Origin of the sequence: Enterococcus mundtii, from assembly GCF_002947535.1 — a bacterium.
Lineage (GTDB): Bacteria > Bacillota > Bacilli > Lactobacillales > Enterococcaceae > Enterococcus_B > Enterococcus_B mundtii_B.
Genome location: NZ_PUAP01000048.1, coordinates 13,793 through 31,235, shown reverse-complemented (window position 1 = coordinate 31,235; position 17,443 = coordinate 13,793). Strand labels below are relative to the sequence as shown.

The 17,443-nt window shown below is 33.5% G+C and carries 16 protein-coding genes and 2 pseudogenes; all 18 read right to left on the bottom strand.

Going from position 1 to position 17,443, the window contains the following annotated elements:
- Positions 1-99 precede the first annotated feature (99 nt).
- Positions 100-251: pseudogene (locus tag CUS89_RS16475) on the bottom strand (transposase); the annotation flags it as partial.
- 489 nt (positions 252-740) lie between these two features.
- Entirely contained in the window at positions 741-1,832 is a 1,092-nt protein-coding gene (locus CUS89_RS14215) for an NAD-dependent epimerase/dehydratase family protein (RefSeq protein WP_104872608.1), read from the bottom strand.
- 32 nt (positions 1,833-1,864) lie between these two features.
- Positions 1,865-3,034 (bottom strand): glycosyltransferase, encoded by a 1,170-nt coding sequence (locus tag CUS89_RS14210; RefSeq protein ID WP_104872607.1) that lies wholly within the window; start codon positions 3,032-3,034, stop codon positions 1,865-1,867.
- Positions 3,035-3,064: 30 nt separating this feature from the next.
- A complete protein-coding gene (locus CUS89_RS14205; protein WP_104872606.1) occupies positions 3,065-4,522 on the bottom strand; it encodes a lipopolysaccharide biosynthesis protein in 1,458 nt (485 codons plus the stop codon).
- Positions 4,523-4,575: 53 nt separating this feature from the next.
- Positions 4,576-5,037: a serine O-acetyltransferase gene (locus tag CUS89_RS14200; protein ID WP_104872605.1), complete on the bottom strand. Its 462-nt coding sequence runs from the start codon at positions 5,035-5,037 to the stop codon at positions 4,576-4,578.
- On the bottom strand, positions 5,006-6,349 hold the full coding sequence (locus CUS89_RS16470) for an O-antigen ligase family protein (RefSeq protein ID WP_104872604.1): 1,344 nt from the start codon (positions 6,347-6,349) through the stop codon (positions 5,006-5,008). Before CUS89_RS16470 ends, CUS89_RS14200 begins: the two co-directional genes overlap by 32 nt.
- A gap of 3 nt (positions 6,350-6,352) precedes the next feature.
- On the bottom strand, positions 6,353-7,405 hold the full coding sequence (locus tag CUS89_RS14190) for a glycosyltransferase (protein WP_181055377.1): 1,053 nt from the start codon (positions 7,403-7,405) through the stop codon (positions 6,353-6,355).
- Between the two features lie 40 nt (positions 7,406-7,445).
- A complete protein-coding gene (locus CUS89_RS14185) occupies positions 7,446-8,570 on the bottom strand; it encodes a glycosyltransferase family 4 protein (RefSeq protein WP_104872602.1) in 1,125 nt (374 codons plus the stop codon).
- Positions 8,567-9,184, bottom strand: coding sequence for a GNAT family N-acetyltransferase (locus CUS89_RS14180; protein WP_104872601.1), 618 nt, complete (start codon positions 9,182-9,184; stop codon positions 8,567-8,569). Before CUS89_RS14180 ends, CUS89_RS14185 begins: the two co-directional genes overlap by 4 nt.
- 4 nt (positions 9,185-9,188) lie before the next feature.
- A complete protein-coding gene (locus tag CUS89_RS14175; RefSeq protein ID WP_104872600.1) occupies positions 9,189-9,935 on the bottom strand; it encodes a sugar transferase in 747 nt (248 codons plus the stop codon).
- Between the two features lie 16 nt (positions 9,936-9,951).
- Positions 9,952-11,163: a DegT/DnrJ/EryC1/StrS family aminotransferase gene (locus tag CUS89_RS14170; RefSeq protein ID WP_219843344.1), complete on the bottom strand. Its 1,212-nt coding sequence runs from the start codon at positions 11,161-11,163 to the stop codon at positions 9,952-9,954.
- A 56-nt stretch (positions 11,164-11,219) separates the two neighbouring features.
- Positions 11,220-13,037, bottom strand: a pseudogene (locus CUS89_RS14165) (polysaccharide biosynthesis protein).
- Positions 13,038-13,058: 21 nt separating this feature from the next.
- Positions 13,059-13,799, bottom strand: a complete 741-nt coding sequence (locus CUS89_RS14160; RefSeq protein ID WP_104872599.1) for a tyrosine-protein phosphatase — start codon at positions 13,797-13,799, stop codon at positions 13,059-13,061.
- A gap of 17 nt (positions 13,800-13,816) precedes the next feature.
- Positions 13,817-14,494 carry a CpsD/CapB family tyrosine-protein kinase gene (locus tag CUS89_RS14155; RefSeq protein WP_019724207.1) on the bottom strand — a complete coding sequence of 226 codons (678 nt, stop codon included), beginning with the start codon at positions 14,492-14,494 and terminating at the stop codon, positions 13,817-13,819.
- A gap of 12 nt (positions 14,495-14,506) precedes the next feature.
- Positions 14,507-15,283: a YveK family protein gene (locus CUS89_RS14150; RefSeq protein ID WP_104872598.1), complete on the bottom strand. Its 777-nt coding sequence runs from the start codon at positions 15,281-15,283 to the stop codon at positions 14,507-14,509.
- Positions 15,284-15,303: 20 nt separating this feature from the next.
- Entirely contained in the window at positions 15,304-16,158 is an 855-nt protein-coding gene (locus CUS89_RS14145) for a hypothetical protein (RefSeq protein WP_104872597.1), read from the bottom strand.
- Positions 16,159-16,167: 9 nt separating this feature from the next.
- Positions 16,168-16,815 carry a class D sortase gene (locus CUS89_RS14140; RefSeq protein WP_104872596.1) on the bottom strand — a complete coding sequence of 216 codons (648 nt, stop codon included), beginning with the start codon at positions 16,813-16,815 and terminating at the stop codon, positions 16,168-16,170.
- Between the two features lie 31 nt (positions 16,816-16,846).
- Entirely contained in the window at positions 16,847-17,428 is a 582-nt protein-coding gene (locus tag CUS89_RS14135; RefSeq protein WP_104872595.1) for a hypothetical protein, read from the bottom strand.
- Positions 17,429-17,443: the final 15 nt, after the last annotated feature.

Sequence of the window (17,443 nt, the reverse complement as noted above, 5' to 3'; positions counted from 1 at the left end):
AAAAAGATAGAATAAGAGAGTCTTTATAATTGTAACCACCCTTCAAACGAGTGTTTGCTCTAGGATTATACACCCTTAACACCTAAAAGGGTCCTCATATTTTGGTGGGATACTCAATAACAGATAAACCTGATCTGGCATCATACAACCCTCCAATATTTCTACTCCTTTATGCTTAAATACTTAGTCAATATTGACTATAGATTATTTTTCTTCAATACTTTGACATGAATACAGTGGTATTTACACAGCTAATTTGTATGAGCTAAATTATTTTCTTTATTAGCCATTTCTTTTCCCTTTCTCTCGTTATCAACATGGCCTGAACAATCATATTTATACGATGTAAAAAACTTTTTAGTAGAACCATTTATTCCCCATCCGCATAGCAATTGGTTTACTATTTCACTAGCTTTGCGAACTCGAATCAGTCTAAAACGATAATAAAAAAGAATCCATTGAAATCGAAGCATATTTCGATTTCGATGGATTATCGATAAAATTCTTTCAATTTGAAATCACCAACACTACTTGCCTAAGGGCCAAAAGATAAAGAGATTTCTAGATTTATTGCATATAGATGTTAAAAACTCATTAATCAAAATGGCGATCCTTCTAGGCTCATTTTAGCTTAGAGTGATTCAAAATTACTTTATTACAACTAGAAAAAAATGATTTTAATTAAGTTTTTATGGAACAAGTCAGTTTCTACACATTACTACCTATAAATAATATTTAGATTATAACTTATAGAAATCTTTATACCATTGTGCGAATTTGCGAAGTCCATCACGTAAATTGGTATTTGGTTTAAACCCAAAATCTCGTTCTAAAGCACTTACATCTGCATAAGTTACAGGTACATCACCTGGCTGCATTGGAACTAATTTTTTATGGGAGTTGAAATCATAATCTGCAGGCAATACATCTGCCGCAACAAGTTCTTGTTGTAAAATATCTATGAAATCTAGAAGATTCTCTGGATTACTATTGCCAATATTATAAATACGATGAGGTGGTAATGAAAATCTCTCTTCACCATTAATTTTTTCTGGAGAAGATTGAATTACTCTTTTTATGCCTTCTACAATATCGCTAATATAAGTAAAATCACGTTTACAATTACCATTATTAAATATTTGAATATCTTCACCTGCACGTAATTTATTAGTGAAGCCAAAATATGCCATATCAGGGCGTCCAGCAGGGCCATACACTGTAAAAAAACGTAGACCTGTAGAAGGAATATTATACAGCTGTGAATATGCATACGCCATTGCTTCATTACTTTTCTTGGTAGCTGCATATAATGAAACTTGACTATCTGCTTTGTCTTCTATTGAATAAGGAATCTTTTGATTTGTTCCATATACAGAAGATGAGGATGCATAAATCAGATGCTCTACGCCCGTGCTGTCGTTATCATATGAATGCCGACAAGCTTCAAGAATATTATAGAATCCAATTAAATTAGATTCTATATACGCATCTGGATTAGTTATCGAATAACGAACCCCCGCCTGTGCTGCTAAGTTAATGACAATATTGGGTTGGTACTTGTCGAAAATGAAATCAACAGTTTCTTTATCAGCAATTGAGCCTTTAACAAAAGTCCAATGAGATTTTGAATGTTTTTTTTCTTCTATTTCTATCTCTGTTAACCTATATTTTTTTAAAGATATATCATAATAATCATTCATATTATCTATACCAACAATATTTAATGAAGTATCATTTCGTAATAATTCCAGAATTAAATTTGAGCCTATAAAACCAGCAGAGCCGGTTACCAATATTGTTTTATTATTCAGAGATATATTTTTTCCCAACATTTTTTTTCTCCTTTGTTTTATTTTGCTTGGTATTAATCCAATGTCTTCATAATTTTCATCAAATTATTTTCAAACGCATCATAGCTATATTGTTCTACTCTTTTTTTAGCAATTTCTGCATACTTATTTCTTAAGTAATCATCCTCAATTAGTTCATCTATTGCATACGCTAAAGATTTATCACAATTCTCATATTTTGTAGAATAGTCTCTACTGTCAGTCATTGGACAAACCAATATACCGAATTCAGCGTATTCTATATTTTCACAAATCGTGTCCAACTCTTTATTAGACAATATTTCCCTCGGTCCAGATTTACAATCTGCACATAAGACGGCCGTTTTTGTAGACATCGCCTCTACTAATGCATTGGGGAACCCTTCAGTTATTGATGGCATAACATACAAGTCTGCTCGTGCCATATATTTATATGGATTGGCTTGACCACCAAGCAAAAACACCACATCTTCCAAACCAAACATTTTTATCAAATTTAATAGCAAATCTTTTTTTGATCCCTGTCCTAAAATATATAAAACTATGTTGTTTTTATTTTTCAACATTGAAACAGCTTTAATCAAATGATACAGTCCTTTTTGATCTTCTAAGCGCCCTACAGTAACCATTACTTTTTTATTCAAAGGAATATTTATTTCTGTAATAGTTTCTTTACTCTTACTGCTTATTAAGTCTAAATCATATGGATTATATAAGAAATAACTTTTATCCTTATCAATATTGAAGATTTCTTCTGCATCACGCTTAATAAGCTGACTAACAGACACAATTCTGTCTGCCTTTTTGTATACAAAATTATCAACTTTATAATGAAAAATATATTGTAATAACCAGTCGTATGATCGAATTCCAACATAAGTTTTATCGTTTACTTTTGACAATACATTTACTAAATTACAACTTTGACCAAACGAAATCGTTACTTCTGTTTGTAATTTCTTTTTTAATTTTGCCATCTTACGAACTCTTTTTAATATATTGATTAACTTTCCGACTTTTGAGTTCTTTATATCACATTTTAGTGAAAAATATTCAAAATCCGGTTGATAGTCTGCATTATTATCGAAAAGAGTCACTAATGAGACATCATAATCATTTTTCAAAAGTATTTGTCTCGTTATAAATGCTACTCTTTCCATACCACCATAATGCATTCCAGGAATTAAAATTGTCACTTTTTTCATTTTCTTGTCACAACCCAACTATATAAAGTTTTACTTTACTTTACCGGTAAACATATTAATCATTTTTTTTATATCAGATTTACCTTTAAATAACCAATTATAGATTACAAAATACATTATTACACATAAAAATGTCGAGAATAGCTGGGTAATTAAATTTGTACAAAATACCAGCAGAACTTTTCCTATAATACCCATTATCAGTGCACTAGCGCATGCTTTCCATACCTGTTTTAAAATTTTAAACGGGTTAAACTTAAAACCAAACCATAAAATAATCCAAAATACTATAATCTGTTCTATCTTAACAAATGATCTACCGTATGCTAATTCTAGAAAACCTCTTTTAGAACAAATAATTAAAACAGGAATCAATACTACTAAGTGTAAAATAGTCATTAAAACATTTGCTTTAGGTTTCCCTAATCCACGATAATATTCAGATGCATATTGACCAAAAACAAGGGTAAAACTACTCATTAAACCATAAATACCCACAAATGGAACTGCCATCTCCCATTGGCTCCCAAGTAAAATAGTAGTTACCATTTCTTTGTAAATATATATACCAACACCTAATGGAATAATAAAAATAGATACAATATTTATAAAATCTAAATACGTTCTATCATATTCTTCTTTATTATTTTGAAGTCTAGATAATGTTGAAAATAGTACTGTTGTTGTAGCTGATGTCACTATCGCAAAAATTCCATTTACTGTAGTCATTGTCGTTTTATATATACCTAAGTAATATCCATTTAGAATACTTCCTACAATAAAAGTACCCACATAAGATGTTAACCACGTTCCTAATGACTCTAATAAAGACCAAGAACTAAAACCAATCATCTCAAAAAACTCTTTTTTATAAAAGCGAATCTTAGGTTTCCATTTTGACAATGAAGTTAATATTATAGCTGTTGCTAAATTACCAATTATTGATCCAATAACAAGCGACCAATAACTTAACCCTGCAAATGCTAATGGTACTGTAATAACTAGTGGTATAAATGCAGAAACTATTCTTGCATAGTATAAAGTTTTATAGTCAAAATTCCTTCTGAAAATCGCTGATTGTATGCTGGAAAATGATGTGATTGGTAACGAAATTCCTGCTATTACAATTACTATTCCTAGTCCAGAGCTACCTACTAACTCTGCTATTTGACCATTAAAAATAGCTATTAAAAACCAAAGGAGCACTGAAACAATTAAATTAATAGTGAAAGCTACATTGGTTGATAACAGTTTATGTCTTTCGTTGTCAAACTCATGTTGAACTAAAAATTTTTGAAATCCGGAGTCACTAAACATATCAGCAAAACTAATAATCATAGTCACTGTAGCTACTACTCCAAACGCCTCAGGTGTCAATAACCTAGCTAATATCATATTTGAAATGGGCGTTATTATTTTAGCAACTATTTCAGCTAAAGATGACCATTTTAGTGATTGTGCTATATCTTCTTGAATTTTGTTCCTCATCGTTACCTCTTTAATTTTAATATTTAGAAAAGTTTCTGAATCAATCAATTAATTTAATCAAATTTATACTTAAATTTTAAATCTGTTATTTTAGCAGGATTTCCATATACTAGACTATGCGGAGGTACATCTCTTGTAATTACTGTATTTGCTCCTATTACTGAATCATGTCCAATTTTAATGGGACCTAGAACGCAAGCACCAGTAAAAACGGCTACGTTTTCTTCTAAAATTGGCCCCCCTTTTGTAACTTTACCATCGATTATTTTACCATTCCCACCCAAGGTCACGTTTTGATATATTTTACAGTTTTTCCCTACTTTAGTTTTAGGATGAAATACGCAACCAAGTCCATTATGAACCAGTTGAGCACTTGAACTAAAATCTACTTCTTCAGAAAATTCACAGCTATAAATAACTCTTAAAATATAGCAAGATAACCTTGCCATTTTTTTATGCCCATTTCTATATTGTCTACAGGCCTTATCTGCCCATCTTTCTGCTTTTCTTCTCATTTTTTACCTCCATCTTGTAGTTTTGTCGGTTCGCAGAAGTTGCAGACATCATACACAAAACAACTATTGCAAAAAGAAAGCGTGAGGATACAATATCAGGTATAAACATCGAACCAATTGTTATCATAACAAAAAACCATTTATAATATCCTGATCTTCTGAATTCTTCAGTAAAGAATTTAAAAAAGCTGCATAAAATTATAACTGTACCAATAATTCCTATCTGTAAAAAATATTGAATAAAGAAATTATGTGGAACCGCTAATCCAACTAAATTATATAAGTTATTTAATCCTAGTCCATAACCTACAAAATATTTATTAGAGAAAGCATCTAAAGACAATAAATAATTATCAATTCTACCTGAAGAATCTAATAAAGTTTGCCCCCCACGTTCTCTCATCAAAACAGATAAAGTGAGAGGTATAGCAATAACCCCAAATAAAAGAACTAATATGTGCGCACTGCTAAAATTTTTTATATTAGCCAAAAAATATAAAACAAGCGTAATAGTAAGAGCGATTAACCCCGTTCTGGCACTTACAAATAGCATAGCTGAAATAAAAAATCCTTCTACTGTTATAAAATAAACTAAATTCCAATCTTTCAAATGTACATATTTTATAAAAGCATACAAACATCCAGTTGCTAGATATAGTCCTGCAAAACTAAAATCCCCCATAAGACCTGCATAGGCAATCCTATTAATCCCCATTACAGCGTAATTACCAATTATGTCTCCAGTAGAAACGATGTATATACGTTGTATAAAAACTTGAAGTGCTAAAGAAACAACTCCAATAAAATAAAATTTCCAACCAACATCAGAAAGTTTATCACCATATACTTTAAAACGTTTACCTATTAGAAAACTGCATATAAATAATGATATGGTTAACAACTGTTTAAAAGCGTCCCCAATGAATGGTAACTTTATAGAACTTATTAAGCCAAAAAACAAAAATGTTAGTAATATAATGAGGTACGAACGATTCATGGTTCCCTCAATAGCTATATACATCATTAACAATAATATTATTATATTATGCCAGGTTAAAGGTAAATTAGAATAGCTAGTACCAAATACTGAGATGGTTGATGTTGGAATATAGAGAATTGATGTTAATAATAAACTATCTGCTATATTAAAAAATTTTTTTAGATTCCAAGTATAGTACAAAAACCCACAAAATGAGATAATCGCAACCAAAAATGGTGGTATTAAAGTGTAAAAAATCATTAGAGTTTGAAAAAAAATACTAATTAACACTATTTTTCTAAAAACTAATCTATCCCTTTTTTTATAGTTCATATCTTATTTAAAAACTGCACAAGTATAAATATCTTCTAACACTTCTTTATATCTTCTAGTATTAGAAAATTTTTTAGCACTTATAGCAGCATTTTCTCCCATTTTTTTTCTAAGTATTTCAGAATTCAACAATTGCTCTAAGGACTCAACTAGTTCATTTTCACTATCGCACAAGAAACCGTTACCATCATCTATTATTTCTTTCAAACCTCCTACATTATAAGCAACTACGGGAGTCTTAAGCAACATTGATTCAACTGAAACCAATCCGAATCCTTCCCAAATGGAAGGCATTATTAAGACTTTCGCACTATTCATGTATTTATAAGGATTGCTAACAAAACCTTTCATTTCAATAACATCTGATAAATTTTTATCTCGGATTTTCAATTGAACTTCTCGAAACAATGGACCATCTCCAATCATCATGACCCTCAGTTTTTTTGAATAAGACTCTTTTAACTTTTCTATAATGCTTATTATAGCTAACGGATTTTTAGGTTCTGACATACGACCAACATATAGAATATCTATCTCATTTTCATTGATTTCATTTCCTGCTTTTATAACTTTTTTAGCATCTACCGTATTAGGTAACATTACAAATTTTTCTTTTATCAAATGTTTATACCTAAATTCATCTTTAATAGAATTTGAAACACCAATAATTGAATAAAATCTATGAATACATAATGCATATACTACAGTTTTTATATCTAATTTAGATAACCACAATGGGTTATTGTGCAAATGTGAAATAATGATTTTTTTTTTGTATATACTGGCCTTAACACTAGCATTAAAATCATGGGCATGGATCACATCGGGATCAATTTCTTTTACCGCCCGAGCAATTTCTTTTCTTGAAAAATTTTTTAATTCTATATAATTCAAATCCATACTATCTAAAACTTTAGATATTGGACCAGCTGGACAAACGTAAGTCATGTCGAACCTATCGTTACCTTTAAACATGTTCATAATTTGACAGACAATGTTTTCCGCACCAGAGAATTTATTACTTTGCAACAAATGTATAATTTTAAACTTTTTCATCTTTTTTACCACTTCCATAATAATATTATCTATCGTTTTTTTAATAAATGTTCTTTATTAGCTCTACTACTACTGAAATATCATAACTCTTTATTTTTTTCAGATTATATTCACCCATTTTTTTTCGAATTTCATTATCACCAAATAATTTTTGAATAGTAGAAGAAATTTCATTTAAGTTAGTAGGGTCTACTACATAACCACCATGTCCATCTTCTATTAAGTCTCTATTTCCTCGTATGTTGCTCACTATGCACGGTATCCCGCTAGACATAGCCTCCATTAAAGAAGCATTTAGACCTTCACGAAACGACGGTAAGATATAAATATCTGTGGCTGATAATAACTTGGATATATCGTTTCTATATCCCAATAAAAAAACTCTTTCCTGTAACCCAAGATCAATAATTGTTTGTTGTAGAAATTTTTGAAGTTCTCCCGTACCAGCTATAGCATAATATATATTTGACTCTCTTTTAACTTCTTTCATTGAATGTATTACTGATAAATGATTTTTGTTTTTATTTAGCTCCCCTATAGACAAAATCATTTTAGCATCGTTAGGAATATTAATATCCTTACGTATTTTTTTGCGAATTTCTTCCTTATCTTCAAAAGAAAACTTTTTTGTATCAATACCTATACCAGGGATATAGTGTCTTTTACCTTTTTGTCTTAATTTAAATGATTTCGACATATTATAATCTTCTTGGTTTATTGTTATCAATACATCTGTGTGAAGAGCTAAAAGTCGTTCAATAGGATAAAATAATAGCCAATTTAATTTAGGCCCTCCACTATAAAAATGAAAACCATGCGCTTGATAAATTACTTTCCTTATTCCACACTTTAATCCAGCAATCCTACCGACAACCCCTCCAATAGGAGTGTTACAGTGAATTACGTCAATTTTTTCGTTTTTTATAATCTCTACTATCTGATAATAAGCTTTTATATTTTTTAGATTAATGGGATTTCTATGGAAATCAACTTGAAATATTTTAATTCCATATTTCAATTCATCTATTTTTCGTTCTTCATCAGAACGATATCCCCAGCTCCCCGCTATACAAAAATCTATTCCTTTCTCTTTAGCTGCTAACATACTAGCTTCAGAAAAACTATTTACTTTACTGGCAAAATTTAATATATATAAAATTTTCATGTGTTTTCGCTCTCCATATAAAATCGATATTCATTCATTAATCTCCCCTCGTTTGTACTGTAGCTTCGGACTAATATAAAGCCATTTTTTTTATAGAAATCATTTGCAAGAGCATTATTTACTGCATCTGTTTCTAATGCTATATAAGAATACTGCGAAAAAGCAATATTATTCTTTAAGTTGTCAATAAGAGTAGAACCTACACCGCTAGATTTAAATTTTGGATTTACTCCTATAGATGCCAATTCAACATACTTCTCTCTGCGCTTTGTTTCACTTGGCTTTAAAAAAGATCTTAAAAGTCTCATAAAAATTTTTGGTTTTTTAACCAGAGCTACAAAACTGTATATTCCAAATAAAAATAAGCGTTTTCTTATCATATATTTATATAAACCACTCATATCACCAGAATATGCAAGAAATCCTATAGGCTTATCTTCTTGAATTGCCACTAATATACCAGAATTATCATACTCAGTATAGGAAAGGTACATTAATTTTAAAAAGTCTTTGCCCATAAAGGTCAAAAAAAATTTTTCAAATGCTACCAAATGAATATTAACAATTGATTCAAGTAATTCTTTATCAGCATTTTTAATTTGCTTAACTATCAAAGTTCTAATTCTCCATTCTATTTATGCATTTAGCAGATTCATTTTCACTCTTCTTTTTAGTTGGATTTTTTTTTCCAAATATAATCAATGTAGTTTTCCCCATTGTCTTTATTTCATTATAAAAATTAAAATTTTCAATACTTTTTAAATTATAATTCATTTTCTCTGGTAAAATCTTTTCAATATAAACTCGGTCTACGTCTTCTAAATTATTGAGAAAACTGTCTTCATCTTTATATAAAATACTTGCTTCAGATGTTATCCCTGCTGGTAAGAGTAATGTTGCTAGCATATTAGAAGAGTATGAGTTTACGTATTTTTCAACTTCAGGTCTAGTTCCTACAAACGACATATTTCCCATAAAAACATCTACTAGTTGGCTAATTTCATCTAACCTACACTTACGTAATATTCTTCCTACTCTTGTTATACGATTATCATCTTTTAAGGTTACAAGAGATCCTTCTCTATCCGCGTTAATTACCATAGTGCGAAACTTATGGATTTTAAATTTTTTACCATAACGAGTAATACGTTCTTGCCTGTAAAATACTGGTCCTGGGGAATCTATTTTTATTGCTAATGCTAGAATCAAAAAAAGCCAGGAAAAAAATACAATCATTATTAAAGAAACTACTATATCAAATATTCTTTTCAGTACTAAGCTAAAACGTCTTTTTCTGAGAATTTCATAATAGTATCTTACTTCATTACATTGCATTTCTTTTGGTAACTCTTCCCACCTTTTCATTAAAATCCTCCTTTTATCATGTGTATTCCTTTGTAATTGTGCTGTATTTTTTAATTATATATTCTACCTCTAAATTCGTCAGTTTTGTGTGTAAGGGCAATGTAATCTCATTTATAAAGTGATTTTGAGCATTTGGAAAATATTTAATATCGAATCCCATATTTTTATAGGCTGTATGCATAGGTAGGGGCTTATAATGAACATTACAGGCAATTCCTTCTTTAGCCATTTTGATAATAATTTCATTTCGCTTTTCCCCAGAAATCCCTTTTACTCTTGTAATGTATAAATGTCCGGAAGAATTATAATGCGAACTATAATGTTTAAGAACTTCAATATTTAAAGATTTAAATGCTAAATCATACATTTCAATGATTTCTTTTCTTCTTGAAAGCATCTGTGGATAGCGCTCAAACTGAGCTAAACCAATTGCTGCAGCAATATCCGTCATATTACACTTATACCATGGCCCCACAATATCATATTCCCATGAACCAAGCTGAGTTTTAGCAAGCGCATCTTTTGATTGACCATGTAAGGAAAGCAACTGGCATTGACTGTACAATTGACTATGGTCTATATTTTCATTTTCTTTCCATACTAACGCACCGCCTTCTGCAGTTGTGAAATTTTTAACAGCATGAAATGAAAAAGTAGATAAGTCAGCAATATTTCCAACCATTTTCCCTCCCCAGTTAGCTCCAAATGCGTGAGCTGAATCAGCCATAACAATTACACGTCCATATGCTTTTTGAATTTCGTTATCAGGACGAAATAGATTTCTTTTTTTTTCTATAATTTTAAAAATACGGTCATAATCACAAGGAATCCCGGCCAGATCCACGGGGATTATAACTTTCGTATTCTCTGTAATTGCTTGTTCTAATGCATCATAATCCATTTCCAATGAGTTTTCTTGAGAATCAATGAGCATTAATTTGGCTCCTACATGATGAACAACAGAAGCACTAGCAGTATACGTATAAGCAGGAACAATCACCTCATCATTTTCTTTAATCCCAAGTAGGCGTAATCCTGTTTCCGCAGCAGCAGTTTGTGAATTTAAACATACTGCCTTAGGTGTACCCAACCAGTCAGCAATTTTTTTTTCTAATTCCTTTGTTCTAGGTCCCGTGGTAATCCATCCAGACTGCAATGCTGAGATAACTTCCGATATTTCCTGTTCAGTGATATCTGGTGGTGAGAACGGAATATTCATACGGTTCATTTTATTCCTTCTTTCTAAAAGTCTTATTTAAAACACTTGGCTTTTACTTTTTGTTACTACTTACTTGAAGCTTTAGCAAAGGCTACAACTTCTAATGCTAGTTGCTTGTCATCGTCGGATAAACCTGTTACAAATTGCATGACTTCTTGGATCGGGTAACCTTTGATATTCCCAACAAAAATCTTTTCATACACTTGTTCATCATTTCGTTCTTTGTCCAACAACAGTTCTTCATACAATTTTTCGCCAGGTCGGATGCCTGTTTCGACGATTTCGATTTCTTCTTCAGTGTAGCCACTCAAGCGGATCATATTTCGTGCAAGATCTAAGATTTTGACTGGTTCACTCATATCTAGGACAAAGATTTCGCCACCTTTGGCTAATGCACCCGATTGGATGACTAAGCGACTTGCTTCTGGGATCGTCATAAAGTAACGGGTCATCCGAAAATCGGTGATCGTGATTGGTCCGCCTTTTGCGATCTGTTCTCGAAAAACGGGGATCACACTGCCTCGAGAGCCTAATACATTACCAAATCTTACGGCTGAAAATTTGGTGCAATTCTCTCCATTCAAGCCTGTGACGATCATTTCTGCGATTCGTTTTGTGGCTCCCATCACGTTTGGTGGGTTGTTGGCTTTATCTGTGGAAACCATGACAAAGTTTTTTACGTTTGCTTCTTTAGCTGCTTCGGCTACGTTTTTTGTTCCTCTGATATTGTTTTTTACTGCTTCTCTTGGGTTATATTCCATCAATGGCACATGCTTATGTGCTGCTGCATGATAGACGATATCTGGCTGATATTCCTTCATGATATGGAAGATCTTTTCACGGTCTTGGATATCTGCAATAATTGGAATGATTTCTGTTTCATTTTGGGAGGTATCTCCTGATAGTTCGCGATGAATCAAATAGATCGAGTTTTCACCATGTCCTAATAAGAGTAATTTTTTTGGCGAAAAAGCAAGTACTTGACGACAGATCTCTGAACCAATAGAGCCTCCAGCTCCGGTAACAAGTATGACTTTTCCTGAGATGTGTGATTTTAGCTTCTCCAAATCTAACTTGACTTCTTCACGTCCTAACAAGTCGACCACGTCGATTTCTTTCAAACGAGAAACATTGATTTTCCCTGATGCGATTTCTTCGATCGAAGGCATCGTATTCATCTTGACTTCTTTTGATTCGATAAGATGGAAAATTTCACGAATTCTTTTTCGTGGCAAGGAAGGTATCGCGATCGTCACCATGTCGATCGACAATTCATCGATCAATGTTGGTAAGTCTTTGGTATTCCCTACGACTTTTATCCCAGATAAATATGTTTTATATTTGTTTGGATCATCATCCACAAAGCCAACCACTTCCAAATCGTTGATTGCTTTTGAACTAAGAATACTGTTGCATAGAATACGTCCACCTTCGCCAGCTCCGATGATCAGTGTTCTGTGTTTGTTTAGTGGTGATTCTTGACGCTGTGCTTTATGTTCGATATATATACGCCAAAATAAACGACTACTGATGATGAGAAACATGGATAAAATATATGTAAGTAAAATCAATCTAAGACTGATTTTTTGCATAAGTAAATATTAGATGATAAATGCTGAAATAACGGTACAAGTAATAGCTGAAAAAATGCCTGCCATCTCATTTAAATTCGTGTATCGATTGATCCGCGTAAAAGTTTTGAATAACGTGCCGTATCCGATGTATAAGATGAGTGATACGCCTAGACTCACGGCTAAATAATCTTGATCGATACCAACAAATGGTGTCATAAAATAATAGCTTGAAAATATTGAGATTCCTAGTAACAGACTATCAACCAAAATCAAAATGATTACTTTTCTTTTTCTAGTAAGTTCAAACAACCCCTGCGCCCCCTATAACTTTTATACAATAGGTCGAAAATCTTTTGCATGCACTTGCTCCCCATTGATGATGTCTCTTGTTACTTGATCCATTTCTTCGATAACTGTTGTTCCAAATTTTTTCTCTACGATGCTATAGGCTTTTTCCATATAAAAATCCCGATCTTTTCGACTATGGGCATCTGAGGCGATCATTTGGACAAGTCGATGTTCGACCAATGTTTCACTCAATTTCTTGATCTGTTTGCCATACACACCTGCAATACTTGGTGCAGTCAACTGCGCCAAACAGCCCATATTCAAGTAGGGTAATAATAGATTGGGACTTTCTTGGAAACCGCGGTTTCGTTCAGGATGGACAATGATTGGTACGATCCCCATCTGACGTAATTCATAAAACAAACTTTCTGTGTATTCGGGAATGCTGTTTGTTGGTAGCTCAGCTAGCAAATAGCGATCGGTGACATCTGCAAAAAGAATCTTGTCACTTTTGATTTCATCTATCAGATTTCTTTTTATTCGAACTTCTTGTCCTTCAAATAAAGTTAGGGGGATGGACTGTCGATCGAATTCTTTTTGCAAGTCTTCGACAGCTAATAATACATCTGCTTTTTCATTGGTGAAACGTTGATTGTGATGAGGGGTGCATAAAATGTGGGTGATTCCTTGTCGAACAGCTTCTTCTGCCATGGCGACCGATTCTTTGACCGTTTTTGGTCCGTCATCTACGCCAGGTAAAATATGACAATGTAAATCAATCATTTTTTCTCACTTCCTCATCAATAGTAATAATAATTAAAATCTGCATTTTTCTTCGCACCGTTGTAAACAACACCTAAAATCGTTGCTTGTGCAATGGATAGCAGTTCTTTGGCTTTGATTAATTCTTGTTTCATTGTTTTACGTTCTCGGACGACTAACAGTGTCCCATCTGTTTTTGCGGCTAAGATCTGAGCATCAGTGACTGTTGCAATGGGTGGTAAATCAAAAATGATCAAATCAAACAATGCTTTTAGTTGTTCGATCACTTCTTCCATTCGTTTCGAATCAAGTAGTTCTGATGGATTAGGTGGTTTCGGTCCACTTGTCATGACCCACAGATTTTCGACGGAACTGGTATGGTAATATGATTCCGGTCTTCCTTCGCGATCACCTAAGAAATTACTTAACCCATTGACGTTTGGTAATTGAAAGGTCAATGCCACACTTGGTTTTCTCAAATCAGCATCGACTAGTAAGACTCTTTTGCCACTATTTGCAAAGACGACAGCTAAGTTAGCAGCTGTTGTTGATTTTCCTTCACCTGGTCCAGATGAAGTCACGACCATTGTCTTCAACTCACGATCAACAGAAGCAAATTGGATATTTGAACGAATCGTCCGAAATTGTTCGGAAACCATGGCATTTTTATCGGTAATGCTGAGGAGTGAAACAGGTAAAATAGTGTTTTTCTTCATAAATACTTCTCCTTATACACGTTTTCGTGAACGACGGCTTTCTCTTTGTTCAGTTGTTTCAATCGTTTCGACTTCTGATGGTTGAAACATACGGCCGTTTTCAAGTTCTTTCTTCGTCATTTCATTGACGTCTCCAAGAATCGGCAATCCTAATTCTTCTGTTACAAAACGTTCGTCCTTGACTGTTTTATCTAGCAGTTCTAGAAGAAAGGCTAATCCGACTCCAATCATCAAGCCAAGCAACCCGCCGATAACTACGTTCAACATATTGTTTGGTGAAACAGGCGTAGGATTACTTTGCGCCGCAGAAGTGATCGTCACTTTATTGACATTCAATACGTCCGTGGCTTTTGATTGGAACACTTGTGCTGTTACATTTGCGATGTCAGTTGCATTATCTGGATTATCGACAGTTGCAACGATTTGGAACATTTGTGAGTTTTGTGATTGATTGACACTGATCACTGATTTCAACTCACCCTTGGTAAGACTTTGTCCATAATTTTGTTCAAGCTCTCGTTGGACATCATTGATGACGACATCGCCTAAAATCATATCTTTGTAAGTATTGATCAACATAACATTAGCGTTGACATCTTGTAGATTCGTATTCGTATTTTCTGCTTTTGACTGGACGATCATTTCAGCTGATGAACTGTACTTAGGTGTGATCAAAAAGAACGTGACTCCTGCAGCTAAAGCAAATCCAGCAAGCGTGGTTGCGAGAATCAACAACCAACGCTTTCTTAAAATCTCAAATAATTCCCCTAGACTAATCGTTTCTTCCATGTTTTCTCCACTTTCTATCTTTAATATCTTTTCTTAACTTTGCGTCTTCTTAATAATTCGCTCAAAATCCAGATGATAAAACTACAAATTATGATCACGATACCCCATTGGATAAATGTTACAATGAAATTGCTTAGATACGTAGTTAGAAAATGATAGAGCGACTTTGAATTGATGCCGATACGCTCGACCATTTTGGAAAGGTACACAAAAAGAGGTAACGCTAACAGCATTAGACCTGCGCCACCCACTGCATAACTTAAATAGCGTAACGCACGATGGAAAAAACGTGTGTCGATCGCAATGATTGCAATCACTAATAATGCAGAAACTGTCATTGTAAAGAAAATCAATAAGGTCAGCGTTCTTTTGTAACCCATCACTTGCTTGCCATAGGTCAAAAGATAAGGGATCTCAATATATTCACTATAGGTTTCAATTGCAGATTTCTTTAGATTGTCGATTGATTGTTGTGTTTCTGCATTGATTTCATAATTGTTTTCTTTCGCATAGTCTTCGACTTTTTTCTGGATGATCTTGTCTACATCATCTGTCCGTTCAATCAAAAAAGGAATGTCTGTATAAATGGTGCGGATGTAATGTTCAACATTTGATTGTACGTAGGATTGAGGAATAGTGTCTGCTAACACATCTGCAGGAATATTGCTTCCTCGACCCAGATCGCTGATTCTTTGATTGATCTCCGAGGTGATCGTTTCTGAATAATTGGCTTCTTCCATGGCTTTTTCCATGAACTGTTGGTTGAACAACGTTAGTCTTAATACAACTAATGTCATGCCGGCAAACAAACTCAAAGAACAAATAAAAGTAAGTAGCCAACGGGACCCTTTTTGCATGAATTTTTGCGTACTCATGATTTCCTCCTATTTATTAGGATTGATCAACGGACCTTCAACTAACTCACAGATAACAAAAAGTCGTTCATCCGTCATGCCTAAACTATCGACAGGATAGCATGTATAAAGAAGCAGTATTGGTTTATCTTTTTGACTGATCAATTCATTGATTTCCGGATCATCTTTATGACGAATCACCATTTCTTTTACTTGATAGCGGTAATTCGCATAGGTCGTCTTAGCTGTCACGATATCATTTGTTTGGATACCGCTTAGCTTACCAAACCCATCCACATTGTGCCCACCGACTAGTGACGTTCCAGTCTCACCTATGTAGACAGAACCCATATACTGTCCGGCACCTTTTCTTAATATCTCATCGGTATCTCCAAAATACAAAGGCACATTCAGATTTAAAGAATCTACAATGATGTCACCATAGCGTTCGCCACCTCTAGGGTAAGTGATACTGCTGGATGCCAGTTCATTGTTCTCATCTTTAGCGACATCTTCTTCTTTTACAGCTTCAAAGCTTTGTTCTTGTGTTTCAAATGTTGGAACATCTGAAAGTAAAAACAAATTTAAAGAAGAAGTGGCAAAATGAATGACAGGTCTTCCTATGACGTACATTAGAGAATAACCAGCTGCCAAAAAAAAGACAGGGACAAAAAGCATTGCCCCTAGTCTCTTAAGCAGCTTGCGTTTTTTACGCAATCTTTGTCTTTCTTCCTACTACGACCGCACCTGCTGCGACTAATAGTAATGAAGCAATTGCCATTGCACTAGCGGTATAGTTACCACCTGTTTGTTTAATTGGAGAACTAGTACTAAAAGCTGGTGATGTTGTTCCATCAGCGTTTTTCGCACCGATTTGGATATTACCACCATTCCAATTTAGTACAACTAATCCTAACGCGTCAGCAACTCTCGTTACTTCTTGTTGGATTTGCATGATGACATCTCGTGGTAAAGCACGGATCAAATCATCAAGCGTGTTGACTCCTGTCATATCTATTGTTACTGAACCTAACTGATTACGTACATTTTGAATACCTGTAACGGCAGTTTCTACTTGTGCATCCGTTAAATCATTTTGTTTCAAATGGTTTTCGGCTTGTGTAATGTAAGTATCAGGAACAGTGAATTCTTTTCCTTGAACACTTACTGGTGCTTTCAACAAGTCTAGGATCTGTTGCTCATTAGCAGAAATCGCGCCAGCGGCATCTACAGGGACAGTGAACAATAATGCAGTGAAAAATACAACTAAATATCCGACAAACTTTTTCATCCATTCGACCTCCTT